Below are 25,319 nucleotides of genomic sequence, written 5' to 3' on the forward strand. Positions count from 1 at the left end.
GTTCCCCCACTTCGTCTCGGCTTCGCCGAGCCACCTCTCCCCCCTCCGGAGGGAGAGGAAAGGAAGCCTGTTGGCGCCGGGAGAGGAAAAAGCCTCGGCCTTCGACGACAGGCGCGGATCGGACAGCTTGGCGCCTTTCCTCTACCCCGTCGATCGGGGGAGAGGTGTCGAGCGAAGCTCGACGGAGTGGGGGTCGACCTTTGGCGCAGGCGAGACGATGCTTGCGCTTCTGCGCCACAAGGTTACCCCTGAGCAGCCTGCAGCCGGTTGTAATCATGCAGCGTGCGGCTCAGCCTGCGGCGCAGGAAGTTCGAGATGTTGTCGAAGATGAAGACGACGAGCAGCGTCAGCAGCACCATGTAGAAGACGTTGGCCCAGTTGGAATTGGTACGCATCGCTTCCCAGAGCTTCAGGCCGATGCCGCCGGCGCCGACGGCGCCGATGATGGTGGCGCCGCGGGTGTTGGATTCCCACTGGTAGAGCGTCTGGCTGATGAAGACCGGCACCACTTCCGGCAGCACGCCGTAGCGCTGCACCAGCAAGCCGTTGGCGCCGGTCGAAAGCACGCCCTCGCGCGGCTTGTCGTCGATGTTCTCCAGCGCCTCGGAATAGGTTTTGCCGAGCGTACCGATTTCGGTGAAGAAGATCGCGGCGCTGCCGGCCAGCGGCCCGGGGCCGAAAGCGCGGGTGAAGAACAGCGCCCAGATCAGCATGTCGACCGAGCGCATGAAATCGAAGAAGCGCTTCAGCACCTGGCTGAGCAGCCCGCTCGGCGTGATGTTGCGGGCGGCGAAGAAGGCAAGCGGGAAGGCGACGATGCCGCCAAGAAGCGTGCCGAGGAAGGCCATGACGATGGTCTGCAGGAGCTTCGTCCAGACATCGCCATGCTGCCACTGCGCGTTGTTCCAGATGTTGTCGGCGGCCAAAGCGAGGTTCGAGGTGCCTGGCTTGAGCTCTGGCCCGGAGGCGATGAGCGAGATGACCTCGCCGGCCGATTTGCCGAAGAAGGGCGAGCGGGTGTCGAAGACGAAATTTGCCCAGCCGAGGAAGCGCTTGCGCACCTTGACGCGATCGACGGTGACGCGCACCTCGCCGACAAAGCCCATCTTGGCGACGATCTCATCGTCATGGACGGTCACCCAGTCGGGCACCGGACCTGTCACCACCGGCTTGCCGCCGGTGAGCGATACCGGCACCGTCTGGCCGTTGGCGACGATCGTTGCCCTGATCTTGTCGAAGGTGACGGACTTGTCCCGGCCGTCGATCAGAACGGTGAAGGTGCCGTCCGGATTCTTGATCACCCAGTCGGGATCAGGATGCTCGCCGAGCGCCGAGAAGCGCGGATATTTCGGCGTGATCTCGGGCTGGCCGAGCCGGAATTCCGGCTGCAGGTCGTAGCTGATCCATTGCGACAGGAAGAGCGGCAGGCGCTCCCAATGCGATTCGCGCAGCACCTGCGGCAGGCTGAAGAACCACAAGGCATAGGCGAGATAGAGCACGGTGCCGGCGATCAGCAGCAGCGGCCAGAAACGCTTATAGGCCGGCCGCTGGAATATCTGCGGATGGCGGCCTTCGATGGCGCTCAGTTCGGAGGCGGTCATGGCGGCCATTTCAAGCGCTCATCAGGAAGGCCTGCTCACCGACGAGCTTGCGGCGCAGCCAGGCGGAGAACTGGTCGACCAGGAAGATGGTGACGAAGAGCAAGAGCACCAGCGCCAGGGTCTTGGCGCCGAAGCCGCGTGAAATGGAAAGCTTCAGCTCCTCGCCGATGCCGCCGCCGCCGACCGCGCCCATGATGGTCGAGATGCGCACGTTGATCTCGATCCTGAGCAGCGTATAGGACATGAAATTGGGCAACACCTGCGGCAGGTCGGCGAAGCGCACGCGTTCGAACCAGTTGGCGCCGACAGCACGCAGGCCCTCTTCCGCGCGCATGTCGATGTTCTCGTTGATCTCGTAGAACAGCTTGCCCAACGCGCCGATCGAATGCAGGCCGATAGCGATGATGGCGGCGACCGGGCCGATCGAGACGATGGCTGCGAACAGGCCGGCAATGACGATTTCGGGGAAGGCGCGCAGCAATTCCATGAAGCGCTTGACGATGAGCCGCAGGACCGGGCTCGGCGTCAGGTTGCGCGCGGCGATGAAGGAGAAGGGAACGGCGAAGACGAAGCCGATGAAGGTCGAGACCAGCGCCACGTTCACCGTGGTCAGCATCAGCTCGAAATATTCAGGGATGTAGAAGCCGCCCCAGATGTAGACGCGGCCAAGCGGGAAATTGAATTCCTGCGTGCCCTTGTCGTTGGGCGAGGCGATGTCGAACAGGGCGCGCCAGACATCGTTCCAGTCCTTCGGGACCAGCCAGCTCAGGAAATCGAGGATGTGTGGCAGCCGGTCGAAGAAATGGCCGGCATTGGCCTCGTCGGCGAACCACATGGTCGCGCACATGGCGACAAGCAGCAGGCCGACGCCAAGCGCGGTGTAGAAACGGCGCAGCGATGTCTGGCGCCGCCAGGCATCGGCCTGCTGGCGGGTGGCGTCGGAATGGAGTGTCGCTGATGTCATGATCGGGACATGCAAAAAGGGCGGCGTTTCGAACGCCGCCCTTTTTCCTGATGCCTTTAACCGCCGATGGCGGCTTTGCGGGCTTCGACGATGACGCTGTAGAAGTCAGGCTTCACCGGGACGTAGCCGGTGAAATCACCACCCTCGACGCCTTCGAAGCAGGCCTTGTCCTTGGCCGGCAGCGCGGTGAAGAAAGCGGTGAGCTTGGCGGTCATCTCGTCGCCGAGCGCGGTGCGGACAACCAGCGGGCCGTTCGGGATCAGGCCCGAGCGCCACACTTCGACGAAGTCGTTCGGGTCGACGGCGCCCTTGGCGACTTCCTTGTGGAAGGTGCCGGAGGTGTAGCCGTTCTTGAAATCGCCGATGCCGGAGGAATCGTCCACCGCCACGTCGACCTTGCCGTCGCGCACGGCCAGCACGTTGTTCTCATGGCCGCCGTTGAACTGGGTCGAGGCGAAGTAGGTTTCGTTGGAAGCGCCGGTGTCCTTCGGAATCTGGGTCAGCGGGATCAGATAGCCGGAGGTCGAATCCGGATCGGCATAGCCGAGCTTCTTGCCCTTGGCCGACTTGATGTCGGTGATGCCGGAAGACTTCAGCGCCAGGCCGATCGAATAATAGCCGGTCGAGCCGTCGGTCTGCTTGGTGGTGAGGATCGGCGTGACCGCCTTCGGGTCCTTGAGATAGACGCTGGCGTAACCGGACGCGCCGAGCTCGGCGAAGTCGAGCGTGCCGCCGAGCAGGCCCTGGATAACGCCGTCATAGTCGGCGGCCGGGAACAGCGACACCTTTTCGAAGCCGAATTCCGACTTCAGGTGATCGGCGAGGCACTGGTAGTTGCGCAGGCGGTCGGTCTCGTTCTCACCGCCGAGGATGCCGACGCGGAATTCCTTGATGTCAGCGGCGTGCGCGGCGCTGGCCGCCATGGCGAGCAGCGAAACCGCCCCAAAAACCATCTTCCTGAACATTTTGTCTCTCTCCTGTTGCTCCGGCTGCGCGCCGGCGGCGTTCTGATTTTTCAAGTCTTGCCTTTGACGCTGGCGGGCGATCCGGGTTGCTCTGCTGAAGTCCACGATTTGCCCGCACCGGCTGGGGCCGGGACGGTGGATTCAGTAGCCAGGAAAGGCTGGTTCGAGCGGTCCGGCGGATGCGGTGATCTTCGGCTTGATGGTCACGGCGGTCGACGTGATGGCTTCCGAGATCTCGGCGCCGCTGGCATCGGCGCCGTAGACCGTGCGCACGGCATCGCGGTCGAGATCTTCCGGAGCGCCGTCGAAGACGACCTTGCCGGCGGCCATGCCGATGATACGGGTGCAATAGGCGCGCGCCGTGTCCAGCGTGTGCAGGTTGGTGACGACGGTGATGCCTTCGCGCAGATTGATGTCGCGCAGCGAATCCATCACCACCTTGGCGTTGAGCGGGTCGAGCGAGGCGATCGGCTCATCTGCCAGAATCACCTTCGGCTGCTGCATCATGGCGCGGGCGATCGCCACGCGCTGCTGCTGGCCGCCCGACAGCGTGCCGGCCGGCTGCAGCGCGGTGCGGGCGATGTCGAGGCGCTCGAGCGCGGCCACGGCCTCGGCGCATTCGGTGCGTGTGAACATGCCGAGCAGATTGGAAACCGTCGAGCGATGATTGAGGCGCCCGAGCAGCACGTTGGTCAGCACGTCGAGGCGCGGCACGAGGTTGAACTGCTGAAAGATCATGGCGCAGTCGCGCTGCCAGCGCCGCAGCGGCGATCCCTGCAGGCTGGAAACCTCCGCGCCCTCAAAAAAAATCGATCCTTGGCTCGGATCGATAAGACGGTTGATCATGCGCAAAAGCGTCGACTTACCGGCGCCGGAACGGCCGATGATGCCGACCATCTGGCCGCGCGGGATCGAGATGTTGATATCGCTGACGGCGGTGTTCTTGCCAAATCGTCGGGTTACGCCGCGGATCTCAAGCGTGGCCGATGATGCTGACATACCAAAACTCCAGTCCGTCGCGCTTTTGCAGGTCTGTTAACCTTCGCTAGCGCAGGCCGATGAAGCTGGGGTGTCGGATTGATGTCAGTTTTGTTACGTCCCACAGGCTTGGAGATTCAACCAAGCACCAGCAATTCCTCGAAATGCTTCATGTCCTTGAAGCTGCAGAAGGCCGGAGGCTCGAGCTCGATCACAGGAGCCTCGCCTTCGAGGAACGACAGGCAGTCATCGAACAGATCCTGCCAGGCTGCGGCTCGCTCGTCGGCTAGACGGCGGATCTGATAGGCGAAGGTGATGTGGAAGACATAAGCGTCGTGGTCCGGATGGCGGTAGCCGAACGGCACCGACAGCGCGTTGCGCCACAGGCGCAGGATGCGCTCGTCCTCAGTGGAAGCACCGGCAACCGTAAGGCCGTTTGGCGTAACGCCGAGGGTCTTGATACGAAACGGAGGGCAGGCCTCAAAGCCCTCCAGGCGCTGCAGATAGAGGCGGGTCATGTCGTCGATGCTGGTGTCGAGCGGCACGTCGGAGGGCCAGTAGGGGAGCCGGCGCCGGTATTCGATGATGCCCTGGAACAGTGTCATGTGCAGGCTTGAGACCGGCGTGAAGGCGAGGCGGTCCGCGTCCGGCATGGCGCGGATGCGCTCGCGCACCTCGATGATCGCGGCTTGCGAAGGCGAGCCGCCGACGAGGTGACTGACGACCGTGTTGCCGGGTTCGGGGAGGAAGTTGCCCGAGCTGTCGTAACGGGTGCCGAGATGCACCGGCGCCGTCGGGTTGGTGCCTTCGAAAAATCCGGCGAGCGAGGGTCTGACTGTGGCGAGCATCGCGATCTCCTTGGGGAGATGGCGTCCTGTCCGAGTCATGTGTCAACGGTGTGAATGGTGAGTGGTGAGTGGTGAGTGGTGAGTGGTGAGTGGTGAGTGGTGAGTGGTGAGTGGTGAGTGGTGAGTGGTGAGAAAGAAGGGCTTCGTTGCATTCACTATTGACCATTCACCATTCACCGCGCCTAGCCGCCATACTTCTCCAGGAACGCCTCCGCCGACAGCTCGCGGAAATCGTCGAGTGCAGCGCGCAGCCTTGCATGGTCCCAGTCCCACCAGGCTAAAGCCTGGTAGCGCTCGGCGGTGCGGCGGTCGAAGCGCTCGCGGATCGGCTTCGCCGGCACGCCGCCGACGATTGTGTAGGGCGCGACATCCTTCGACACCACGGCGCCCGCGCCGACGGCCGCGCCATCGCCGACGGTGACGCCGGGCAGGATGGTCGAGCCATGGCCGAGCCAGGTGTCGTGGCCGATCGTGACGCGTTTGGCGCGGCGCTCGGCGAAGAACTCGCTTTCATGCTCGGCGTCGTCCCAATAATCGGAGGCGCGGTAGGTGAAGTGGTGCAGCGTCGGACGCCATGTCGGATGGTTGGTGGCGTTGATGCGCACGCTTGCCGCGATGTTGGAGAACTTGCCGATGGTCGCGCACCACACGGCGCAGTCCTGCATCATATAGGAATAGTCGCCGAGCTCGCATTCGGCGACGCGGCTGCGCTCGGCGATCTCGGTCCAGCGGCCGAGCGTCGAGTTTTCGACCTGCGCCGTCGGATGGATCAGCGGCGCCTCCGAAAGCTTCTTCATGCGGCGATCTTTCCGGCGGCAAAGGCCGTAACGTCGATGACGCGGTCGGTGACAGCCTCGCGCACGTCGAGGTCATGGAAAATGCCGAGCAGGGCGACCCCCGCCGCCTTCTTGGCGGCGATGAGCTCGACCACGACATCGCGGTTCTTCGCGTCGAGCGAGGCCGTCGGCTCGTCGAGCAGCAGGATCGGATGCTCGGTGATGAAGCCGCGCGCGATGTTGACGCGCTGCTGCTCGCCGCCGGAGAAGGTCGCGGGCGGCAAGGCCCAGAGCCGTTCCGGCAGGTTGAGCTGCGCCAACAGGGCACGCGCTCTCGTCCGCGCGCTTTCCCTGTCCTCGCCGCGCTCGACCAGCGGCTCGGCGACGACGTCGAGCGCGGAGACACGCGGCACGGTGCGCAGGAACTGGCTGACATAGCCGATGGTATGGCGGCGCACGGAAAGCACGGTGCGCGGGCTGGCCGAGGCGAGGTCGATCAGCCCGCCGCCATGCTGGACGATGATCTGACCTTCATCGACGGCGTAGTTGCCGTAAAGCATCTTCAGGATCGAGCTTTTTCCGGCGCCGGACGGGCCGCCGAGCACGGCGCATTCGCCGGCGCGGATCGAGAAGGAGACACCCGCCACCACCGGCAGCGTGACGCCGTCGCGCAGATGCATGGTGAAGCTTTTGGCGACATCGGAGACAACGAGAGGAGTGGCCATCATCACACCTGCAGGATGGAAGAAACGAGAAGCTGGGTATAAGGCGCGCGCGGATCGTCGAGCACGCGGTCGGTGAGGCCGCTTTCGACGACGCGCCCGTCCTTCATCACCATCATGCGTTGCGACAGCAATCGCGCCACGGCGAGGTCGTGGGTGACGACGATCGCCGCCAGCCCGAGATCGGTGACCAGCCCGCGCAATAGATCGAGCAGGCGCGCCTGCACCGAGACGTCGAGGCCGCCGGTCGGCTCGTCCATGAACACCAGCCGCGGCCCAGTCACCAGGTTGCGGGCGATCTGCAGGCGCTGGCGCATGCCGCCGGAAAAGGCGCGCGGCTCGTCGTCGATGCGGTCCTCGTCGATCTCGACGCGCGACAGCCAGTCGACGGCGGTGGCGCGGATCCTGCCATAGTGGCGGTCGCCGACCGCCATCAGCCGCTCGCCGACATTGGCGCCGGCCGACACTGTCATGCGCAGCCCGTCCGCCGGGTTCTGGTGGACGAAGCCCCAGTCGGTGCGCATCAGGAAGCGGCGCTCGGCCTCGCTCATGCGGTAGAGCTCGCGCCATTGGCCGTCGCGCATGCGATAGCTGGCCGTGCCGGAGGAGGGCAGCAGGCGGGTCGACAGGCAGTTGAGCAGCGTGGTCTTGCCGGAGCCGGATTCGCCGACCACCGCCAGAACCTCGCCCGGCCAGAGGTCGAAGGTGACGTTCTCGCAGCCGATGCGCGAGCCGTAGAATTTGGACAGCGCCGAGACGCGGAGCAGCGGTTCGTCGGTCATTCGGCCTCCTTACCCTCCCCCTTGTGGGGAGGATCGGCGCGCAGCGCCGGGGTGGGGATTGAAGAAAGAGAAGATTGGCCGTTTTCCCCACCGGCGCCTTCGGCGCGACCTCCCCACGAGGGGGAGGTAGAGTCGGCGCGGCGCTTCTCGCAATGGTCGGTATCGGAGCAGACGAACATGTGGCCGCCATGGTCGTCGAGGATGACCTCGTCGAGATAGACATTCCCGGCGCCGCAGAGCGCGCAGGGCTGGTCGAAGGTCTGCACCTCGAAGGGATGGTCCTCGAAGTCGAGGCTGACGACGTCGGTGAAGGGCGGCACCGCATAGATGCGTTTCTCGCGGCCGGCGCCGAACAATTGCAAGGCGGGCGAGCGGTGCATCTTCGGATTGTCGAATTTCGGCGTCGGCGAAGGATCCATCACGTAGCGGCCCTCGACCTTGACCGGATAGGCGTAGGTGGTGGCGATGCGGCCGTGCCTGGCAATGTCCTCATAGAGCTTCACATGCATGAGGCCGTATTCCTCCAGCGCGTGCATCTTGCGCGTCTCGGTCTCGCGCGGCTCGAGGAAGCGCAGCGGCTCTGGGATCGGCACCTGGAAGACCAGCACCTGTCCTGCCGTCAGCGGATGCTCGGGGATGCGGTGCCGGGTCTGGATGATGGTGGCGGTTGCCGTGTCGGTGGTGACAGCGACATTGGCGACTTTCCTGAAGAAAGCGCGGATCGAAACGGCGTTGGTGGTGTCGTCGGCGCCCTGGTCGATGACTTTCAGCACGTCATCCGGGCCGATGATCGAGGCGGTGACCTGGACGCCGCCGGTGCCCCAGCCATAAGGCATCGGCATCTCGCGCGAGGCAAAGGGCACCTGATAGCCGGGAATGGCGATGCCCTTCAGGATGGCGCGCCGGATCATCCGCTTGGTCTGCTCATCGAGATAGGCGAAGTTGTAGGTGGCGATGTCGGTCATGGCGATCACGTCCGCTCTCTGCTATGAAATTGGCGCCCAAGACGCGGAAGGACGCCCGAATGGACTCTACCGGTTGGTTGCATCTTGGCGTGCTGCTGCTGGTGTTCGCCGGCTTCGCGACCTTTGCGCTGCGGAAAATGGTTCTCCCCGCGCCAAGGGAACCTCCGTACGGCGAGTCCTTCGGTGGCGGCGACTATACTGGCGGCTTCGACGGCGGCGGGCATTCCGGTAGCGGACACTGAAGTCATTCCGCCGCCTCGCGCTTCTCCTCGGCGGCCTTGTCCTCGTTTTCCCGCGCTTCGTATTCGGCGCGCATGCCGCGAACCAGGCCGAGCTCGGCCTGGAAGTCGACATAGTGCGGCAGCTTCAGATGCTCGACGAAGCCGGTCGCCTGGACATTGTCGGAATGCGAAATGACGAACTCCTCGTCCTGCGCGGCGGCGACGACATCCTCGCCGAGCTCGCCGGCGCGTAGCGCCCTGTCGCACAGCGCCATCGCCATCGCCTTGCGCTCGCTCTGGCCGAAGACCAGGCCGTAGCCGCGCGTGAACTGCGGCGGCGCCTTGGCCGAGCCCTTGAACTGGTTGACCATCTGGCATTCGGTGACGCGGACGGAGCCGAGCGGCACGGCGAAGGGCAGCTCCGGCACATCCAGCTCCAGCTCGACCTCGCCGATGCGTATCTCGCCGACAAAGGGATGGTTGCGGGCGTAGCCGCGCTGCGTCGAATAGCCGAGCGCCAGCAGAAAACCTTCGTCGCCGCGCGACAACGCCTGCAGGCGGATGTCGCGCGCCATCGGGAATTGCAGCGGCTCGCGCGTGATGTCGCCGGGCACGTGGTCAAGCGGCATCTCGCCATCGGACTCGATCAGGCCTTCATGGGCGAGGATCGCCGAAACGCGCGGCATGGCCTCCGGCTCGACCGGACGCTGCGCCGGCATCTCGACCTCGGCGCCGGCGGCAAGCCCGGGATCGAGCAGGCGGTGGGTGTAGTCGAAGGTCGGGCCAAGCACCTGCCCGCCGGGCAGATCCTTGTAGGTGGCCGAGACACGACGCTCGACCTGCATGGCGCCGGTGTCGACCGGATTGGTGTAGCCGAAGCGCGGCAGCGTGGTGCGATAGGCGCGCACCAAAAAGATCGCCTCGATCATATCGCCGCGCGCCTGGGCAACGGCGAGAGCCGCGAGCTCGCGATCATAGAGCGAGCCTTCGCTCATCACCCGGTCGACGCCGAGCGCCAGCTGCTCGACAATCTGGTCGAGGCGCAGCGCCGGCACCGAACGGTCGCCGCGGCGGCGGTCGGCAAGCAGGCGATGCGCATTGGCAATGGCGGCTTCGCCGCCTTTCACCGCGACATACATGTCATGCCTCCATCGATTTGACGCGGGTGGTGCGCGGCAGGCAGGCAAGGTGGCCGGGCGCCGCCAGGATGATGTCGACGCCGCGCGGGAAACGCTGGTTGTTCTGCTTCCACTGCTCGACGAAATGGCGCGGCATGCCGGGAGGCGCGATCATCGACGTCTTTTCGATCCCCGGACCTTCGAGCAGCAGCGATGGGCCCGAGGCAAGATCGTCGACCAAGAGGATCAGCGTCGTCGAGCGGTCGGGATATTCTTGCGTGCCTTGCGCAAAACCATCGAGCGCCGCCATCTCCTTCGGATTGGCGATCAGGGCGAAATGTGCGTCGGCCGGCGTGTTTGCCGAGGGCGCGCCGGTGTGGAAGCCGAGCCAGGCCTTGACCGCGGCTTCCGCCTGCAGCGGCTGGTCGAGCCAGACCGGCGTGTCGTTGTCGCAGAGCGAGAGCGCCACGGCGCCGGCCGTCGCCGACAGCGGCGCCGGCGGGCGGGCGAGCTGCGGCAGCGGCTGGACGGTGCCGGGGCGGGCCATCGCGTCCATGATGGCGCGGAACACCGCCTGGGCGTTGAAGACCGGCTCTGCGAAGCCGCCGTCGATCGATTGCGTGGCGATATCCATCAGTCCTCTCCGCGCACCATGGTGAAGAAATCCACTTTCGTGGCCGCCGTTTCGACGCGCTTTGTCTCGCGCGCCGCAGCAAGCGCGGCGCGCAAGGGCGCGGCGAGCTTTGTCTCGACCGCTTCGCGGTGCGCTGGGTCCTGCCACAGCGCGTCGGCGATCGCCGCTAGCTTGGCTTTTCCCTTGTCGCGGCCAAGCGCATAGGAGTGGCCGACCTGGCCGGAGGGCAGCCGCACCGTGGCGCGGGTGACCGTCGCCTCGCCGACATTGAACGGCGCGCCGCCGCCGCCGATCCGCCCGCGCACCGTCACCAATCCGGTTTCAGGACCGCGCAAAAGCTCGGCCTCGGAGGGCAGGCCCGACTCGTTCCACAGGCGAGCGATGTCATCGGCCGCGGCATGCGCCAGCGTCGCCATCAAGGCTTTCCGCCCGGCCTGCTCGCGCGCTTCCTGTCCTCGCATGGCATCGCTCCTTGCATAAAGAAATTTGTCTATTGATATAGACAACTATACAAATTATACTCACTTGGTAACGGGAGTCCATGACGGGTGGATGACAACGGGTGCAAAAGTTTAGGGTGATGACGTTGGGGGCGGGGAAATGACCGGGCTGGCAAGCAGCATCGAGAGGCGCAATGGCGTATCACTATGGCGGCAGATCGCCGACAGGATCCTGCAGGCGATCGCCAATGGCGATTTCGCCGAGAATGCCGCGCTGCCGCCTGAAGTCGCGCTGGCCGAGCGCTACGGCGTCAACCGCCATACGGTGCGCAGCGCCATTGCAGCACTGGTGCAGGAAGGCGTACTGAGGGCCGAGCAGGGACGCGGCACCTTCGTGTTGTCGCGCAAGCGGCTGTCCTATCCGATCGGCGCGCGCACGCGCTTCTCGACCGGGCTGCAGGGGCAGACGAGCGAGCGGCATATCGCGCTGCTGTCGTCGTCGACCGAGCCGGCCGGCCGGCGCATCGCCGAGGCGCTGGGCATCGCCAAAGGCGCTGCCGTCATCCGCCTGGAGACGCGCGGCGAGGCCGACGGTCATGCGGTGTCGCGCGCGACGACCTGGTTCGATGCCAAGCGCTTCGCCGGCATCGAGGCGGCAATGGCGGAGACGGGATCGATCACCGCCTCACTGAAGCGCTTCGGCATCAACGATTATCTGAGGCATTCGACCGTGCTGTCGGCGCGCCATGCCGACGCAGACGATCTTGCAGCACTCGATCTGCAGCCCGGCGCCATCGTGCTGGTCACCGTCGCGGTCAACGTCACGCTCGACGGTGAGCCGATCCAATTCGCTGAATCGCGCTTTCCCGCGGAGCGGGTGGAGCTGAAGTTGTCGGTGTTGTAGGGAGTGCCGGTTTTATACGAGACCCGTGATTTATCGACCCACGCTGATGTCAGCTCAGCTCGGCCGCTTAATTGTCAGCGGCTTCGCGTTTGAGGAGCGCCTTCCCCCACTCCGTCGCCGCTTCGCGGCGCCACCTCTCCCCCCTCCGGAGGGAGAGGAAAGGAGCACGCTGGCGACCGGAGAAGCAGTGTGTCCGGTTGAAGAGCGTTGGCTGCAAGGCTCGCACCCTTCCTCTCCCCCGTCGATCGGGGGAGAGGTGGCTCGGCGAAGCCGAGACGGAGTGGGGGTCGACTTGTGCGGCGCTCCGTCAATTCGGGCCGAGTTCACCGCCTGTCCTGTTATCACCCGACCTCGATGACCGCCTTGATCAGTCCCGACTTCTCGTGCGTCCATCGGGCAAGGTCGCGCGGCGTTCCGGCGAGCGTGGTGCGATGGGTGACGAGCTTGTTCAACGGCACAGCGCCGTTGCGGATCGAATCTGCGACATGGTCGAAATCGGCCTTTAGTGCGTTGCGGCTGCCGATCAGCATCATCTCGCGCTTGTGGAATTCGGGGTCGGAGAAGGTGATGTCGTCCTTGACGACGCTGACCAGCACCAGCGTGCCGCCATGCGCGACATGGGCGAAGGCCGACTGCACGGACTGGGTGTTGCCAGTCGCGTCGAACACGAGGTCGAACCCTTCGCCGGCTGTTGCCTGTTGGACCAGCTCGGCAGCCGGCGCCATCGAGCTGTCCAGCGGGGCAAAGCCGAGCTGCTTTTCGGCGAATCCGAGACGTTCGGCGCTCATGTCGAGCAGGCTGACATCCAGCCCGGCGATGCGCGCGAAGATCGCCGTGCCGAGGCCGATCGGGCCGGCGCCGATGACCAGCGTGCGCTGGCCGGGCAGCCCGAGCGATCGGCGCACGGCATGCGCGCCGATGGCCAGGAATTCGACCGCCGCGGCGTCGGCCAGCGACAGGCCGTTCGTCGGGTAGAGGTTCTGCGCCGGCACCAAAATTTCGTCGCACATAGCGCCGTCGCGATGGACGCCCAGCACCTCGATCTTCACGCAGCAGTTAGGCTTGCCGCGCCGGCAGGCAATGCATTTGCCGCATGAAAGATAGGGATTGATGACGACCGGCTCGCCGACGCTGATCTCGACGCCTTCGCCCTTCTCGACGATCGTGCCGGCAACCTCATGGCCCATGATGCGCGGATAGGCCAGAAACGGGTGCTTGCCTTCGAAGATGTGGTAGTCGGTTCCGCAGATGCCGACATGGCTGACCGCAACGCGCGCCCAGCCGGGCGGCGGTGCGCCGGGCCCGGCGCGGTCTTCGAGGACAAGCTCGCCGGGCGAACGGCAGACAACGGCTTTCATATCGCAAATCCAGGCAAAGAGCGCCGGCGCCGCTCGAGCGGGGCCGGCGCGTTAGTTTCACGTAGGAGTCATTTGCCGCGACGACGCAGGCCGTCGAAGTAGACGATGACGATGATCAGCAGGCCGGTGATGACGCGCTGCCAGAAGGTGTTGACGTTGAGCAGGTTGGCGCCGTTGTTGATCGTCGAAAGGATGAAGGAGCCGATCAGCGGACCGTGCACGGAGCCGATGGCGCCGAACAGCGAGGTGCCGCCGATCACCGACGAGGCGATGGCCTGCAGCTCATAAGTGTCGCCCTGCGTCGGGTTGCCGATGCCGATGCGCGAGGCCAGGAGCACGCCGACGATGGCGGCAAGCAGGCCGGACAGGATGTAGGCCATGAAGATGGTTCGCGGCACGTTGACGCCGGACAGGCGCGCGGCCTCGGCGTTGGAGCCGACCGAGAACAGGTAGCGGCCCCAGCGCGTGTGGTGCAGGAAGACGTAGGACGGAATGGCGACCAGGATCACCATCCAGAACAGGTAGGGAATGCCCGCGAGCGAGCCGCGCGAGAAAGCCTGGAACGAGTCGCTGTTGATCGAGATCGAGTTGCCGTTCGTCATCAGGAGGCCGATGCCGCGCAGCGAGGTCATGGTGGCCAAGGTGATGATGAAGGGCGGCAGGCCCATCTTGACGATGCCGAAGCCGTGGAAGAGGCCGATGGCGACGCCCACCAGCAGCGTGATCAGCACCGCGGCCCAGATCGGCCAGCCGGCGTTGATCAAAAGCGCGACAATGACGGTGGTGAAGCCGACCACCGCGCCGACCGACAGATCGATGCCGCCGGTGATGATGACGAAGGTCTGGCCGACGGCGAGGATGGCGATCAGCGATCCCTGACGCAGAAGGTTGGTGATGTTGAGCGTCGTGGCGAAGGACGGCGTGGCGACGGCCAGCACGATCCACATCAGGAGCAAAAGGCCAAGCAGCGTCAGGCCGAAGAGGGCGTTGAAATTGCGCTTGGGTTTTTCGGCGGGGATCGCCTCGGTGCTCATTTTTGTCCTCCCGACTTTTCTTGTTTCTCGGCCAGTGCCTGACCCAAAATATCCTCGTGGCTGGCGGTCCGGAAACCATGGGTCGCGACCAGCTTGCCGCGCCGGAACACGTGCAGCGTATCGGCAAGCTCATAGACTTCCGGCAGATAGGACGAGATCAGGATGATGCCGGCGCCCTTGGACAAGAGCGTCGAGAACAGGCGGTAGATCTCGGCCTTGGTGCCGACATCGACGCCCACCGTCGGCTCGTCGAAGATGAACAGCTTGGCGCCATGCGCCAGCCATTTGCCGATGACGATCTTCTGCTGGTTGCCGCCCGACAGGCTGGAGGCGAGCGCATGGCGCGTCGGCGTCTTGATGCGCAGGTCGGCGATCTGGCGGTCGGCCTCGGCCTTCTCCTTGGCGCCGGAGATCAGAAAATTGCTGGAGATGCGCTTGTAGATAGGCAGGTTGAGGTTGATGCCGACCGGCAAATTGAGGCACAGACCCTGGTCGCGGCGGCTTTCCGGCGCCAGCGCCATGCCGAGCCGGATCGCATCGTGCTCGGAGTTGACCTGGACCTCCTTGCCTTGCCAGAGAATCTGGCCGGCCGACTTCCTGTGGCGGCCGTAAAGCGTGGTGACGAACTCGCTGCGGCCGGCACCGATCAGGCCGTAGAGGCCGACGATCTCGCCGGCGCAGACGGTCACCGAGACATTCTCGAAGCCTTTGCCCGAAAGGTTCCTCGTCTCGACAATCGTGGCGCCGGGGGTGAAATGTTCCTTGTGGTAGATCTGCTCGATCGAGCGGTTGATCATCAGCTTGACCAGTTCGGGCTCGTCGGTCTCGGCGATGTTGCGGGTGCCGACCAGAGTGCCGTCGCGCAGCACGGAAACGCGGTCGGCGAGCTCGAACACTTCCTCCATGCGGTGGCTGATATAAATGATGGTGACGCCTTCGCCTTTGAGCCGGCGGATCAGCTTGAAGAGCTGGTCGGCCTCCTTGCGGGTGAGGTAAGCGGTCGGCTCGTCGAAGATCAGGAATTTTGTCCCGCGCACGGTAGCGCGGGCGGCGGCGATCAGCTGCTGCTGCCCGATGGTGAGATCGCCGAGCATGACATGCGCCGGCAAGTCGAAGCCCAGCCCGTCGATGATCTTCTGCGCGTCCTTGACCATGGCGCGCTGCTGCAGGAGGCCGAAGCGTGACTCCTCCTCGCCGAGGAACATGTTGGCGGCGACGGTGAGATGGCGGCAGAGCACCACCTCCTGGTGGACGGCGTTGATGCCCAGCGCCATCGCCTCATGCGGCGTGGCCAAGGCGGTCGGCTTGCCTTCCCAGATCACCTCGCCGGAGGTGCGCGGCATGACGCCGGTCAGGAGTTTTATCAGGGTCGACTTGCCGGCGCCGTTCTCGCCGACGATCGCGTGGATCTCGCCTGCCTTGAAGGCAAGATGCACAGGTTTCAGCGCATGCGTGCCGGGGTAGCGCTTTTCCAGGCCGTTGAGCTCGAGGATCGTCCTGCCCGGTTCCAGCGTGGGGGCCGGATGCAATTCCTGCGCCGTCGACGTCATGACAATCCTCCCAGATTGGCCTCAACCATTGGGTACGCAGCGATGCGTCTGGCGCGCATCTTGAAGGCGGAGCCTAAATCGGGCCGGCGAATTTCCAAATCGCCCCGATGGATGTTTCCGGGGCGCGAGGCCCCGGAAACAACTGTCGCGATGCTGCTCACTTGAGCTTCGGGTTGAGCAGCGCGTCGATCTTGGGATCCTTCATGTTGTCTTTGGTGACGAGGTTCGCGCCGGTGTCGACATTGGCCTCGACCTTCTCGCCCTTCGAGGCGGCCAAGGCGGTCTTGATGCCGTCATAGCCCATCCGGTACGGATCCTGGACGACCAGGCCCGAGATGACGCCGTCATTGAGGAACTTGATCAGCTTTTCGTCGCTGTCGAAGCCGATCAGCGCCACCTTGCCGCCGAGATTGTTTTCGGCGATCGCCTGGCCGACGCCCTGCGCCATGATCAGGTTCGAGGCGAAGATGCCCTTGAGGTCCGGATTGGCGGTGATCAGATCGGTCGCGATGTTGAGGCCGGTGGTGGCCTGGCCGTCGGCATATTTGTCGGCGACAAGCTCGAGGCCCGGATACTTGGCCTTGATCTGTTCGATGAAGCCTTGCTTGCGCTGCTCGAGCGAGCCGGCGCCGGGAAGTGCCGTGATCAGCGCGACCTTGCCTTCCACCTTGCCGCCGTTAGCGGCGCCGATTGCGGCGGCGAGGCCGTCAGCGGCGACGCGGCCGCCCTGCACGTTGTCGGTGGTCAGGAAGGAGGTGAAGGCCTTGGAATCGGCGCCGGAGTCGATGCCGATGACCTTGACCTTGGAGGCAGCCTCGTCGATCGGCTTGCCGAGTGCCTTGAACTCGGTCGGCGAGATGACGACGGCCGCCGGGTTGCTGGCGACGGCGTTTTCCAGGATCGAGATCTGGCCGTTGACGTCGGTTTCGGCCTGGGCGCCGAGTTCCGGCACGTTGACGCCGAGATCCTTGCCGGCCTTGCGGGCGCCGGCCAGAACGATCTGCCAGTAGAAGGATGTGGTATCCTTGACGATGATCGGAATGGTCACGTCGGCCGCCGAGGCGGGCGCGGAATGCATCGCGCCGGCGAGCATCGAAGCGGCGGCCAAAGCCACGAAGGCGCGGCGGTTGAGAAGGCTGGTCACGAATTTCATTAGGTTCCTCCCTAAGTCGCCTGGTGAAGGTTGCGGAAGCTCCATCTGGATAGGCGCGGCCCAAACAGAACTTTATCAATAAAAAACAGATACCGTTTTTTGATAGAGCATTGCTGTGACCGATGCAAGCGATGTCTGCTGCCGTGCGCGATGCGGGCTAGGGTCCGTTCGGCTCGTCCTTGGGCAGTGCTCGGATGCTCCCGTTCCTCCTTATCGGCATGGAACAATAATTTCATAATTCTGTCAATGTGGAATATTCATTCCATAGAAAAGCCTGCACGATTGTGAAGGTCGCCTCCTGTTGTCGGGGGGCGCTTCCGACGCGATAACGGCCTTTGATTAAAGCGTCGCGCCGAGGTGCCACGGCACGAATTCGTTGTCGCCGTAGCCGAACGCCTCGCTCTTGGTCTTGCGGCCGGACGCCGTCTCGATGATCAGCTCGAAGATCTCGCGGCCCATGTCGGCGATGGTCTTCTCGCCCGAGGCGATAACCCCGCAATTGACGTCCATGTCCTCTTCCATCTGGTGATACATGGTCGAATTGGTGGCGACCTTGATCGACGGCGTCGGCCGGCAGCCAAAGCAGGAGCCGCGGCCGGTGGTGAAGACGATGACATTGGCGCCGCCGGCGACCTGGCCGGTGGCCGAAACCGGATCGTAGCCGGGCGTGTCCATGAACACCAGGCCGCTGCCCGAGACTTTCTCGGCATAGCCGAAGACGCCGTTGAGCGGCGTCTGGCCGCCCTTGGCGACCGCGCCCAGCGATTTCTCGAGGATCGTGGTCAGGCCGCCGCGCTTGTTGCCGGGCGAGGGATTGTTGTCGATCGAGGCGCCGTGCTTGGCGGTATGGTCCTCCCACCATTTCACAAAGCCGTCGAGCTTGGCGGCGATCTCGGGCGAGGCGGCGCGGTAGGCCAGCAGATGCTCGGCGCCGTAGATCTCGGTCGTCTCCGACAAGATGCCGATGCCGCCGCAGTCTGCCAGGATATCGACGGCGGCGCCCAATGCCGGATTTGCCGTGATGCCGGACATGCCGTCCGAGCCGCCGCATTGCAGCCCGACAACGATCTCCGAGACCGGGATCGGCTCACGCTGCAGCTGGCCCACTTCCTCGGCGATCTCGGCCAGAACGCCCATCGCGCGCTCGACCGATTTGCGCGAGCCGCCGGCTTCCTGGATGTTGAAATGCCGCTTTCCCGCGGCCACGCCCTTCTGGCCGTAAAGCGTGAGTTGGTTGACCTCGCAGCCCAGGCCCACCATTAGCACGCCGCCGAAATTCGGATGGCGCGCATAGCCGGCTAAAGTGCGGTGCAGAACCATCATGCCGTCGCCGGTGGCACTCATGCCGCAGCCCTGGCCGTGCACGATCGGCACGAAGCCGTCGATGCCGGGATATTTCGGCAGAAGTGTGCGGTTGGCTTCGTCCGCAATGGCGTGGCAGACGGTCGACGAGCAATTGACGCTGGCGATGATGCCGATGAAGTTGCGCGTGCCGGAGCGCCCATCGGCGCGGCGGTAGCCCATGAAGGTGCGCTTGCGGTCGGCCTCGGTGGCGTGCTCGGCCTCGCTCGGCGGCACCACCGGCAAGCGGCCGCTCTCGAAAACCAGATTGTGCGAATGAACATGCTCGCCGGGCGCAATGTCTTGCGTGGCGCGGCCGATCGCCTGCGCGTATTTCACAACCGCTTCGCCCGCCGGGATCGGCTTGATCGCCACCTTGTGGCCCGGCTCGATCACGGCAGTCGCGGTTGCGGCGCCCGGCAATGGCGTTCCAATCTCGATGCGCCCGTTGGCAACGGCGACATTATCGGAGGGTGAGAGAAGGATGGTGTTTGCAACGTTCACGGGCGGCTGTCCTGGGTGATCCTGGGAATGCGGGCGGATTGACTTGCGCCCGTTTAAAGGTAATGTCTTTTATCGGGAAAAAACAATTTTGCGTCAATTGTTTTTTCGCTCGGTCGGCGCTCGTCTTTTGGACGCCCGCGCCGCCCGTTTGGCAAGCCGGCGAAAAGCGTTCCGCTTTTCGGAGGCTTGCGCCAGAGCAATTCCAGGAAAAGGGCGTAGCGGCTTTCCGTCCGGAATTGCGCAGAAACAAAGATTTAGCGCAGTTCGGCGATTCCGAGAAACGCTGAACTGCTCTAGGAACACCGATCATATCGCGTTTCCGGCAGGCCGCCGCAAGCGTTGGGGGATACGGGGCATGTCGAAAAGCAACAATGTCTACAAGGATGCCTTCAACCGCTGCCTCAGGTTGCTCGACGAGACCAAGAGCCTGCCGTCGGAGCCTGAGCTCGGCACGCTGCTCGGCGTCAGCCGCACCACGGTGCGCAGCATCCTTGCGCGCATGGAAGAAACCGGGCTTATCGACTGGAACAAGCGTAATAAGACCGTGCTCAGGGCGCCGCGGTCCGAGGACTTCTTCCCCGAGGAGGAGACCGACTCGCTGGCCGAGATCATCGAGCGCTCTTTCATGCGGCGTCTGCTTGCGGGAGGCGCCGAAGCCGGCATGCAGATCAACGAGCTGGAGCTGGCGCGCGAGATCGGCGTCGGCACTACCAGCGTGCGCGAATTCCTGATCCGCTTCTCGCGCTTCGGCCTGATCGAGAAGCGGCGCAACAGCCATTGGGTGCTGAAGGGTTTCACGCGCGCCTTCGCGCTGGAGCTGACCGAGATCCGCGAGATTTTCGAGCTGCGTTCGGCGGCGGCTTTCGCCGCCCTGCCGGAAGATAGCGCGGTATGGGCCGATCTTGACCGGCTGGAACTCGAGCATCGCCAGCTCGCCAGCGAGATCGCTACGCGCTTCAACGAATTCTCCGAGCTCGACGAGCGCTTCCACCGGCTGATCCACCGCGCCTCGCACAATCGCTTCATCGTCGACTTCTACGATGTCATCGCTATGATCTTCCACTACCACTATCAGTGGAACAAGGCTGAGGAGCGCCAGCGCAACGAGGTCGCTATCCAGGAGCATCTCGCCTATATCGCGGCGCTGAAATCGCGCGATCCCGGCAAGGTGGACGCCGCCTGTCGCAAGCACCTGAAGTCGGCGCGCCAGACGCTGCTGACCTCAATTCCCGAAGGGCGGCAGATGCAGCCCGCCTAGGGTCTGTCGAGATTCAGGTGATGCCGGCCTGCGAAGGGCGGCTTCCTGCGCTTCCGGTGCTCGCGTACCTTAAGTACGCTCCGCTCCGGTTCTCGGAAGCCACCATTCTCGGCTCGGCCTGACCTGAATCTCGACAGACCCTCACGCATGTCGTCCAGAAGCGTGCAGCGGTTTTGGGACAACGACATGCATAAAAACAGCGCGTCGCGCCGCGTTGCCGCAGCGCGGTTTTGCCGATTTCCCGCGCGCATTCCCCGTGCTACCGTCGACGCGTTTCCGGGAGAGGCTTTGCGTTGGATATCCGGCTGAGACGATGGAGCATGCCGGCCGCGTTCGTCGCGGCGCTGCTTCTATTGCTTCAGTCCTCTCTCGGCGCTTTCGCCTTCGGCGCGCCTTCGCAGGTCGACGCCTTCGGCAACGTCATCTGCACGCATGAAGGGGCTGTAAAACTCCCCGGCGGCGATCCCCATCAACAACATCTGCCGGCCTGCTGCTCGCTCGGCTGCAACATGGTTTCGGCGGCGCATATACCGCCGCCAGAGGCCGTCGCCCTGGCCAGGACCCAGCTTTTCGAGGCCGTCGCCTTCCAGCTTCCGGCCTTCCGGCACCAGGATTTCGCCCGCGACCGCTCTCCGGCCAATCCGCGCGCGCCGCCGGCGATGGTCTGATCCGCGGAACTTTCCGCAGGCCTATTCATCCAAAGATCAGACTGTTCGCGGCCGCATTCCGGCGCGATCCCGTACTCATGGAGCAACGATGTCCAATCTTCTTCCCAAAGCGCAAGCCTTCGCCCTTCGCGGCGCGCCGCCGTTTCACCTCCCGCTGCGCGTTGGCCTTGCCGTGCTCAGCCTTTTCTTTCTCTTGGCCTGCATTCCCGCCGCCCTAGCGCATGAGTTCAAGGTCGGCGATCTCGAGATCGAGCATCCCTGGTCGCGGGCGACGCCGTCGGGCGCCAAGGTGGGCGGCGGCTATTTCACCGTGATCAACAAGGGCAGCGCGCCGGACCGGCTGCTGTCGATCTCCTCCGACATCTCCGAAAAGGCCGAACTGCATGAGATGGGCGTCAAGGACGGCGTCATGACCATGCGGCCGGTCGAGGGCGGGCTGGAGATCCCGGCCGGCGGCAAGGTCGCGCTGAAGCCGGGCGCCTATCACCTGATGTTCACCGGCTTGAAGCGGCAGCCGAAGCAGGGCGAGAAATTCTCCGCGACGCTGACCTTCGAGAAGGCGGGCAGCGTCACCGTCGAGTTCGCCGTCGAAGGCATGGGCGAGACGGGCACCGGCGATATGGACATGGATCACGCCGACTAACCCGTCAATTCGAAATCGAGGCACAATTCATGAAGAAGTATGTTTTGGCGGCGGGCGCGCTTTGCGCGCTCGGGACCAATGCCGCGCTCGCCCACATCACGCTCGAAACGCAGGAAGCGGCCGTCGGCTCGACCTACAAGGCCGTCTTGCGCGTGCCGCATGGCTGCGAGGGCAAGGCAACGACCGCGGTGCGTGTGCAGATACCCGAAGGCGCCATCGCGGTGAAGCCGATGCCCAAGCCCGGCTGGACGCTGCAGGTCAAGAAGGGCAAATACGAGAAATCCTACCAGCTCTATGGCGAGACCTTGACCACCGGCGTGAAGGAAATCGACTGGAGCGGCGGCAATCTGCCGGACGAATTCTATGACGAATTCGTCTTCCGCGCTTCGCTGGCGGCCGATCTGCCGGCCGGCCAGATGCTCTATTTCCCGGTGGTGCAGGAATGCGGCGACGCCGCCGAGCGCTGGATCGAGATCCCGGCGGCCGGCCAGGACGAGGACGCCTTGGAAACGCCCGCGCCCGGCATCAAATTGCTGCCGAAGAAATGATCTCTGTTGGCGCGCTCCCTCGGGATGCGCCAACATTTCCAGTTATGACGGCATGAACGCAGCACTGCCTTCCTCGATGAACTGCATGCTTGCCGGCTCGCTTGTCTGGCTGGCGGCAATGCTCGTGGCGATGGCGCTGCTCGTCGTGCCCGGCCGCGCTTTGGCGCATGCCGCGCTGGTCGCGACCGACCCGGCTGACGGCGCCGTGCTGACGCAAAGTCCCGGCAAATTCTCGCTGACCTTCAGCGAGCCCGTCTCGCCGCTGGTGCTGACGCTTGTGCGGCCGGACGGCTCACAGCTTGCGCTGACATCCTTCCGCCTCAAGGACCAGACCGTCGAGATCGACAATCCCGAAGCGCTCAAATCCGGCACGCATGTGCTGAGTTGGCGAGTCGTTTCGGTCGATGGTCATCCGGTCGGCGGCTCGGCGCTGTTTTCTATGGGCGCGCCAAGCGCGGCACCAGTGGCGGGTGAGGCCATCGACTGGACGCTGCGGGCAGCGATCTGGCTCGGCAAGCTGTTTCTCTATGCCGGACTTTTTCTCGGCATCGGCGGCGCGTTCGCACTTGCCTGGCTCGCCGAGGACCGGCGCCGCGGCCGACGCTTCGTCATCGCGGCGCTTCTTATCGGTCTCGTCGGAGCGCCGCTTTCGCTCGGCCTGCAGGGGCTGGATGCGCTCGGCGCGCCGCTCGCCCGGTTTGCGACACCGGCTGTCTGGAAGACCGCGCTCGAGACGAGCTTCGTCTGGACGATGCTGCTCGGCCTGATCGCGCTCGGCTTGGCTTTGCTTTCTCTTGCCGGACCGTCGGGCTTGCGCAAGCTGGCGGCGTCCGTATCACTGCTCGGTGTTGGCGCGGCCCTTGCTGCGAGCGGTCACGCCAGCGCCGCCGAACCGCAATGGCTGACGCGGCCGCTGGTGTTCCTGCACGGCACCGCGATCGCCTTCTGGGCCGGCGCGCTGGCGCCGCTCGGCCTCGCGCTGCGGCAGCAGCCGGCGGAAGCGAAGGTCTTTCTGCGGCGCTTCTCGCGCGCGATCCTGCCGGTCGTGGCTGTCCTTGCCGCCAGCGGCATCGTGCTGGCGATCATCCAAGTGCAGCAGCCGGCGGCGCTGATCCATACCGCTTATGGCCGGCTGCTGCTGCTCAAGCTCACGCTGCTGCTCTTCCTGTTCACGTTGGCCGCCATCAACCGCTGGACGTTGACCGCGCCCGCCGAGGCCGGCGACACCGAGGTGCAGCGGCGGATGGCGCGCTCGATCGGCATCGAGGTGGTCATCGTGCTTGCCATTTTCGGCGTCGCCGCCGGCTGGCGCTTCACCCCGCCGCCACGCGCGCTGGCGATCGCCGCCGCGCAGCCGGTGTCGATCCACGTCCATGCGCTGAAGGCGATGGCCGATCTCAGCATCACGCCAGGCCATGCCGGCGAGGTCGCCGCTTCGATGATGATCATGACCGGCGATTTCGGGCCTCTCGACGCCAAGGCGGTGACGCTGGTGCTGTCGAAGCCGGATTCCGGCATCGAGCCGATCAAGTGGCCGGCGAGAAAACCCGGCGACGGCACCTGGCGTATCGACAATCTCGCTATCCCGCTTCCCGGCCGCTGGAACGCCCGGCTCGATATCCTCGTTTCGGACTTCGAGGTGGTGAAGGTCGAGGCGCCAATTAATATTCGCGCAGAGTGAAATTGAGAGTGAATGGTGAATAGCAGGCGATTTTCGTTTCCGCGTCGCGACGACGTTCGCCTGTCCATTTCACTATTCACCATTCACCATTTCGCCCTCAGTCTTCACCCTTGGTCTCACCGACCTCGACACAATTCTGCGAGACGGTTGACGCCGCCGCCAAGGCCCGTCATTCATCTGGGAAAGGCGTTCTCCAGGACGCAGCCTACAAGAAGCATCCGAACGCAGGGAAGAAACGATGGAAAAAGCCGAAATCGGCCTGATCGGCCTTGGCACGATGGGTTCCAACCTGGCGCTCAACATCGCCGAGCACGGGCACCGCATCGCAGTCTTCAACCGCACGCCGTCGCGCACCGACGCCTTTGTCGAGAGTGCCGGTTCGCTGAAGGACATGGTCGTTCCCTGCTACAGCCTGGAGGAGCTCGCCGCCGCGATCCGGCCTCCGCGGCCGATCATCATCATGGTGCTGGCCGGCAAGCCGGTCGACGAGCAGATCGCGGCGCTGCGCGGCGTGCTGTCGGCCAACGACATCGTGATCGATGCCGGCAACGCCAATTTCCGCGACACGATGCGCCGCTTCTCGGAGCTGTCCGGCTCGGGCCTGACCTTTATCGGCATGGGCGTGTCGGGCGGCGAGGAGGGCGCGCGGCACGGCCCCTCGATCATGGTCGGCGGCACTGAGGAGTCCTGGAAGCGCGTCGAGAAAGTGCTGACGGCGATCTCGGCCAAGTTCAAGGGCGAGCCCTGCGCCGCCTGGCTCGGCACCGACGGCGCCGGCCATTTCGTCAAGACCATCCACAACGGCATCGAATATGCCGACATGCAGATGATCGCCGAGATCTACGGCATCTTGCGCGACGGCCTCGGCATGGCGCCGAAGGAGATCGGCAAGGTCTTCGAAGAATGGAACAAGGGCCGGCTCAATTCCTACCTGATCGAGATCACCGCAAAAGTTCTCGCCGCCGACGATCCCAAGACCGGCAAGCCGGTTGCCGACATCATCCTCGACCGCGCCGGGCAGAAGGGCACCGGCAAATGGTCGGTCATCGAAGCGCAGCAGCTCGGCATTCCGGCGACGGCGATCGAGGCGGCGGTCGCGGCGCGCGTGCTGTCCTCGATCAAGGATGAGCGGCAGGCGGCGGAAAAGGCCTATGGCAATATCGGCGTCGAAAAGATTTCCGGCGACAGCGGCGCGCTGCTCAAGGACCTGGAGTTGGCATTGTTCGCCGGCAAGATCGCGGCTTACGCGCAAGGTTTCGCGGTGATGAGCGGCGCCTCCAAGGAATTCAACTGGAATCTGCCCATGCCGACCATCGCCAAGATCTGGCGCGCCGGCTGCATCATCCGCTCGCAGATGCTGGACACGATGGCCGAGGCCTTCGGCTCAGGCAGCGCTTCCACCAATCTGCTGATGGCGCCGGCCTTCATCGCCATGATGAAGGAGGCGCATCCGTCGCTGAGGCGCATCGTGGCGCGCGCCTCCGAGGCCGGCTCGCCGGTGCCGGCGCTGTCGTCGGCGCTCGCCTATTTCGACAGCTACCGCCAAGGACGCGGCACCTCGAACCTGATCCAGGCGCAGCGCGACTTCTTCGGCGCGCACGGCTTCGAGCGCATCGGGGAAGAGGGGGCGTTTCATGGCCCATGGGGGAGTGGGGCCGCCTAG

24 protein-coding genes and 1 pseudogene are annotated in these 25,319 nt (G+C 64.6%); 8 read left to right on the forward strand and 17 right to left on the reverse strand.

Translation table 11 applies throughout. The features are described 5' to 3' along the window. Window positions 1-242: 242 nt before the first annotated feature. The 9 genes and pseudogenes from phnE (LB529_RS17285) to LB529_RS17325 form a co-directional block, all read right to left on the reverse strand. On the reverse strand, window positions 243-1,610 hold the full coding sequence (phnE, locus tag LB529_RS17285; protein WP_224711776.1) for a phosphonate ABC transporter, permease protein PhnE: 1,368 nt from the start codon (window positions 1,608-1,610) through the stop codon (window positions 243-245). A 1-nt stretch (window position 1,611) separates the two neighbouring features. Continuing rightward, window positions 1,612-2,565, reverse strand: coding sequence for a phosphonate ABC transporter, permease protein PhnE (gene phnE / locus LB529_RS17290; protein ID WP_224630488.1), 954 nt, complete (start codon window positions 2,563-2,565; stop codon window positions 1,612-1,614). Between the two features lie 56 nt (window positions 2,566-2,621). Continuing rightward, window positions 2,622-3,530: a phosphonate ABC transporter substrate-binding protein gene (gene phnD, locus LB529_RS17295; protein ID WP_095769301.1), complete on the reverse strand. Its 909-nt coding sequence runs from the start codon at window positions 3,528-3,530 to the stop codon at window positions 2,622-2,624. A gap of 141 nt (window positions 3,531-3,671) precedes the next feature. Beyond that, window positions 3,672-4,529, reverse strand: a complete 858-nt coding sequence (gene phnC, locus LB529_RS17300; RefSeq protein ID WP_140544504.1) for a phosphonate ABC transporter ATP-binding protein — start codon at window positions 4,527-4,529, stop codon at window positions 3,672-3,674. Window positions 4,530-4,645: 116 nt separating this feature from the next. Continuing rightward, window positions 4,646-5,356, reverse strand: a complete 711-nt coding sequence (locus LB529_RS17305; protein WP_224711777.1) for a DUF1868 domain-containing protein — start codon at window positions 5,354-5,356, stop codon at window positions 4,646-4,648. Between the two features lie 182 nt (window positions 5,357-5,538). Beyond that, the gene (locus LB529_RS17310; RefSeq protein ID WP_224711778.1) at window positions 5,539-6,153 is read right to left on the reverse strand and encodes a DapH/DapD/GlmU-related protein; all 615 of its coding nucleotides are present in this window, start codon (window positions 6,151-6,153) and stop codon (window positions 5,539-5,541) included. After that, entirely contained in the window at window positions 6,150-6,857 is a 708-nt protein-coding gene (gene phnL / locus LB529_RS17315; RefSeq protein WP_224711779.1) for a phosphonate C-P lyase system protein PhnL, read from the reverse strand. The genes LB529_RS17310 and phnL overlap by 4 nt, the downstream gene beginning before the upstream one ends. A 2-nt stretch (window positions 6,858-6,859) precedes the next feature. Then, window positions 6,860-7,636 carry a phosphonate C-P lyase system protein PhnK gene (phnK, locus tag LB529_RS17320; RefSeq protein ID WP_224610823.1) on the reverse strand — a complete coding sequence of 259 codons (777 nt, stop codon included), beginning with the start codon at window positions 7,634-7,636 and terminating at the stop codon, window positions 6,860-6,862. A gap of 131 nt (window positions 7,637-7,767) precedes the next feature. Then, window positions 7,768-8,601 (reverse strand): annotated as a pseudogene (locus tag LB529_RS17325) (alpha-D-ribose 1-methylphosphonate 5-phosphate C-P-lyase PhnJ); the annotation flags it as partial. A 59-nt stretch (window positions 8,602-8,660) separates the two neighbouring features. Between LB529_RS17325 and LB529_RS17330 the strand changes: the two are divergent. Beyond that, window positions 8,661-8,843, forward strand: a complete 183-nt coding sequence (locus LB529_RS17330; protein ID WP_224532070.1) for a hypothetical protein — start codon at window positions 8,661-8,663, stop codon at window positions 8,841-8,843. Between the two features lie 2 nt (window positions 8,844-8,845). On the opposite strand, the gene LB529_RS17335 is transcribed toward LB529_RS17330, so the two are convergent. Genes LB529_RS17335 through phnG form a run of 3 tightly spaced genes read right to left on the reverse strand, consistent with a single transcriptional unit; the run spans window position 8,846 to window position 11,035 of the window. After that, window positions 8,846-9,961, reverse strand: coding sequence for a carbon-phosphorus lyase complex subunit PhnI (locus LB529_RS17335; RefSeq protein ID WP_224711780.1), 1,116 nt, complete (start codon window positions 9,959-9,961; stop codon window positions 8,846-8,848). Between the two features lies 1 nt (window position 9,962). Beyond that, window positions 9,963-10,574, reverse strand: coding sequence for a phosphonate C-P lyase system protein PhnH (gene phnH / locus LB529_RS17340; RefSeq protein WP_224708993.1), 612 nt, complete (start codon window positions 10,572-10,574; stop codon window positions 9,963-9,965). Continuing rightward, window positions 10,574-11,035, reverse strand: a complete 462-nt coding sequence (phnG, locus tag LB529_RS17345) for a phosphonate C-P lyase system protein PhnG (protein ID WP_224606814.1) — start codon at window positions 11,033-11,035, stop codon at window positions 10,574-10,576. The genes phnH and phnG overlap by 1 nt, the downstream gene beginning before the upstream one ends. 139 nt (window positions 11,036-11,174) lie before the next feature. On the opposite strand from phnG, the gene phnF reads away from it, so the two are divergent. Then, window positions 11,175-11,918: a phosphonate metabolism transcriptional regulator PhnF gene (phnF, locus tag LB529_RS17350; RefSeq protein ID WP_224532067.1), complete on the forward strand. Its 744-nt coding sequence runs from the start codon at window positions 11,175-11,177 to the stop codon at window positions 11,916-11,918. A gap of 341 nt (window positions 11,919-12,259) precedes the next feature. On the opposite strand, the gene LB529_RS17355 is transcribed toward phnF, so the two are convergent. The 5 genes from LB529_RS17355 to LB529_RS17375 all read right to left on the reverse strand — a co-directional run bounded on the left by LB529_RS17355 (window position 12,260) and on the right by LB529_RS17375 (window position 18,858). Then, window positions 12,260-13,276: a zinc-binding alcohol dehydrogenase family protein gene (locus tag LB529_RS17355; RefSeq protein WP_224711781.1), complete on the reverse strand. Its 1,017-nt coding sequence runs from the start codon at window positions 13,274-13,276 to the stop codon at window positions 12,260-12,262. 68 nt (window positions 13,277-13,344) lie between these two features. Further along, window positions 13,345-14,310 carry an ABC transporter permease gene (locus LB529_RS17360; RefSeq protein WP_224532065.1) on the reverse strand — a complete coding sequence of 322 codons (966 nt, stop codon included), beginning with the start codon at window positions 14,308-14,310 and terminating at the stop codon, window positions 13,345-13,347. Further along, a complete protein-coding gene (locus tag LB529_RS17365; protein ID WP_224711782.1) occupies window positions 14,307-15,860 on the reverse strand; it encodes a sugar ABC transporter ATP-binding protein in 1,554 nt (517 codons plus the stop codon). The genes LB529_RS17360 and LB529_RS17365 overlap by 4 nt, the downstream gene beginning before the upstream one ends. Window positions 15,861-16,017: 157 nt before the next feature. Beyond that, on the reverse strand, window positions 16,018-17,013 hold the full coding sequence (locus tag LB529_RS17370; RefSeq protein WP_095769220.1) for an ABC transporter substrate-binding protein: 996 nt from the start codon (window positions 17,011-17,013) through the stop codon (window positions 16,018-16,020). A gap of 339 nt (window positions 17,014-17,352) precedes the next feature. Then, complete coding sequence (locus tag LB529_RS17375; RefSeq protein WP_224711783.1) at window positions 17,353-18,858, reverse strand: UxaA family hydrolase; 1,506 nt, start codon at window positions 18,856-18,858, stop codon at window positions 17,353-17,355. A gap of 355 nt (window positions 18,859-19,213) precedes the next feature. On the opposite strand from LB529_RS17375, the gene LB529_RS17380 reads away from it, so the two are divergent. The 6 genes from LB529_RS17380 (at window position 19,214) to gndA (ending at window position 25,319) form a co-directional block, all read left to right on the forward strand. Beyond that, complete coding sequence (locus LB529_RS17380) at window positions 19,214-20,116, forward strand: GntR family transcriptional regulator (protein ID WP_095769222.1); 903 nt, start codon at window positions 19,214-19,216, stop codon at window positions 20,114-20,116. 320 nt (window positions 20,117-20,436) lie between these two features. Further along, a complete protein-coding gene (locus LB529_RS17385; protein ID WP_224532062.1) occupies window positions 20,437-20,784 on the forward strand; it encodes a DUF2946 family protein in 348 nt (115 codons plus the stop codon). An 88-nt stretch (window positions 20,785-20,872) separates the two neighbouring features. Beyond that, complete coding sequence (locus LB529_RS17390; protein WP_224711784.1) at window positions 20,873-21,427, forward strand: copper chaperone PCu(A)C; 555 nt, start codon at window positions 20,873-20,875, stop codon at window positions 21,425-21,427. 29 nt (window positions 21,428-21,456) lie between these two features. Then, window positions 21,457-21,975 (forward strand): YcnI family protein, encoded by a 519-nt coding sequence (locus LB529_RS17395; RefSeq protein ID WP_224546244.1) that lies wholly within the window; start codon window positions 21,457-21,459, stop codon window positions 21,973-21,975. Between the two features lie 52 nt (window positions 21,976-22,027). After that, the gene (locus LB529_RS17400) at window positions 22,028-23,656 is read left to right on the forward strand and encodes a copper resistance CopC/CopD family protein (RefSeq protein ID WP_224711785.1); all 1,629 of its coding nucleotides are present in this window, start codon (window positions 22,028-22,030) and stop codon (window positions 23,654-23,656) included. A gap of 175 nt (window positions 23,657-23,831) precedes the next feature. Continuing rightward, on the forward strand, window positions 23,832-25,319 hold the full coding sequence (gene gndA / locus LB529_RS17405) for an NADP-dependent phosphogluconate dehydrogenase (protein WP_224639389.1): 1,488 nt from the start codon (window positions 23,832-23,834) through the stop codon (window positions 25,317-25,319).

Origin of the sequence: Mesorhizobium sp. CA5 (assembly GCF_020165105.1) — a bacterium.
Taxonomy (GTDB): Bacteria; Pseudomonadota; Alphaproteobacteria; order Rhizobiales; family Rhizobiaceae; genus Mesorhizobium.

Bases quoted from the DNA above. Each gene is read 5' to 3' on its own strand.
- phnE (WP_224711776.1), bottom strand. From the start codon at position 1,610: ATGGCCGCCATGACCGCCTCCGAACTGAGCGCCATCGAAGGCCGCCAT.
- phnE (WP_224630488.1), bottom strand. From the start codon at position 2,565: ATGACATCAGCGACACTCCATTCCGACGCCACCCGCCAGCAGGCCGAT.
- phnD (WP_095769301.1), bottom strand. From the start codon at position 3,530: ATGTTCAGGAAGATGGTTTTTGGGGCGGTTTCGCTGCTCGCCATGGCG.
- phnC (WP_140544504.1), bottom strand. From the start codon at position 4,529: ATGTCAGCATCATCGGCCACGCTTGAGATCCGCGGCGTAACCCGACGA.
- LB529_RS17305 (WP_224711777.1), bottom strand. From the start codon at position 5,356: ATGCTCGCCACAGTCAGACCCTCGCTCGCCGGATTTTTCGAAGGCACC.
- LB529_RS17310 (WP_224711778.1), bottom strand. From the start codon at position 6,153: ATGAAGAAGCTTTCGGAGGCGCCGCTGATCCATCCGACGGCGCAGGTC.
- phnL (WP_224711779.1), bottom strand. From the start codon at position 6,857: ATGGCCACTCCTCTCGTTGTCTCCGATGTCGCCAAAAGCTTCACCATG.
- phnK (WP_224610823.1), bottom strand. From the start codon at position 7,636: ATGACCGACGAACCGCTGCTCCGCGTCTCGGCGCTGTCCAAATTCTAC.
- LB529_RS17330 (WP_224532070.1), top strand. From the start codon at position 8,661: ATGGACTCTACCGGTTGGTTGCATCTTGGCGTGCTGCTGCTGGTGTTC.
- LB529_RS17335 (WP_224711780.1), bottom strand. From the start codon at position 9,961: ATGTATGTCGCGGTGAAAGGCGGCGAAGCCGCCATTGCCAATGCGCAT.
- phnH (WP_224708993.1), bottom strand. From the start codon at position 10,574: ATGGATATCGCCACGCAATCGATCGACGGCGGCTTCGCAGAGCCGGTC.
- phnG (WP_224606814.1), bottom strand. From the start codon at position 11,035: ATGCGAGGACAGGAAGCGCGCGAGCAGGCCGGGCGGAAAGCCTTGATG.
- phnF (WP_224532067.1), top strand. From the start codon at position 11,175: ATGACCGGGCTGGCAAGCAGCATCGAGAGGCGCAATGGCGTATCACTA.
- LB529_RS17355 (WP_224711781.1), bottom strand. From the start codon at position 13,276: ATGAAAGCCGTTGTCTGCCGTTCGCCCGGCGAGCTTGTCCTCGAAGAC.
- LB529_RS17360 (WP_224532065.1), bottom strand. From the start codon at position 14,310: ATGAGCACCGAGGCGATCCCCGCCGAAAAACCCAAGCGCAATTTCAAC.
- LB529_RS17365 (WP_224711782.1), bottom strand. From the start codon at position 15,860: ATGACGTCGACGGCGCAGGAATTGCATCCGGCCCCCACGCTGGAACCG.
- LB529_RS17370 (WP_095769220.1), bottom strand. From the start codon at position 17,013: ATGAAATTCGTGACCAGCCTTCTCAACCGCCGCGCCTTCGTGGCTTTG.
- LB529_RS17380 (WP_095769222.1), top strand. From the start codon at position 19,214: ATGTCGAAAAGCAACAATGTCTACAAGGATGCCTTCAACCGCTGCCTC.
- LB529_RS17385 (WP_224532062.1), top strand. From the start codon at position 20,437: ATGCCGGCCGCGTTCGTCGCGGCGCTGCTTCTATTGCTTCAGTCCTCT.
- LB529_RS17390 (WP_224711784.1), top strand. From the start codon at position 20,873: ATGTCCAATCTTCTTCCCAAAGCGCAAGCCTTCGCCCTTCGCGGCGCG.
- LB529_RS17395 (WP_224546244.1), top strand. From the start codon at position 21,457: ATGAAGAAGTATGTTTTGGCGGCGGGCGCGCTTTGCGCGCTCGGGACC.
- LB529_RS17400 (WP_224711785.1), top strand. From the start codon at position 22,028: ATGAACGCAGCACTGCCTTCCTCGATGAACTGCATGCTTGCCGGCTCG.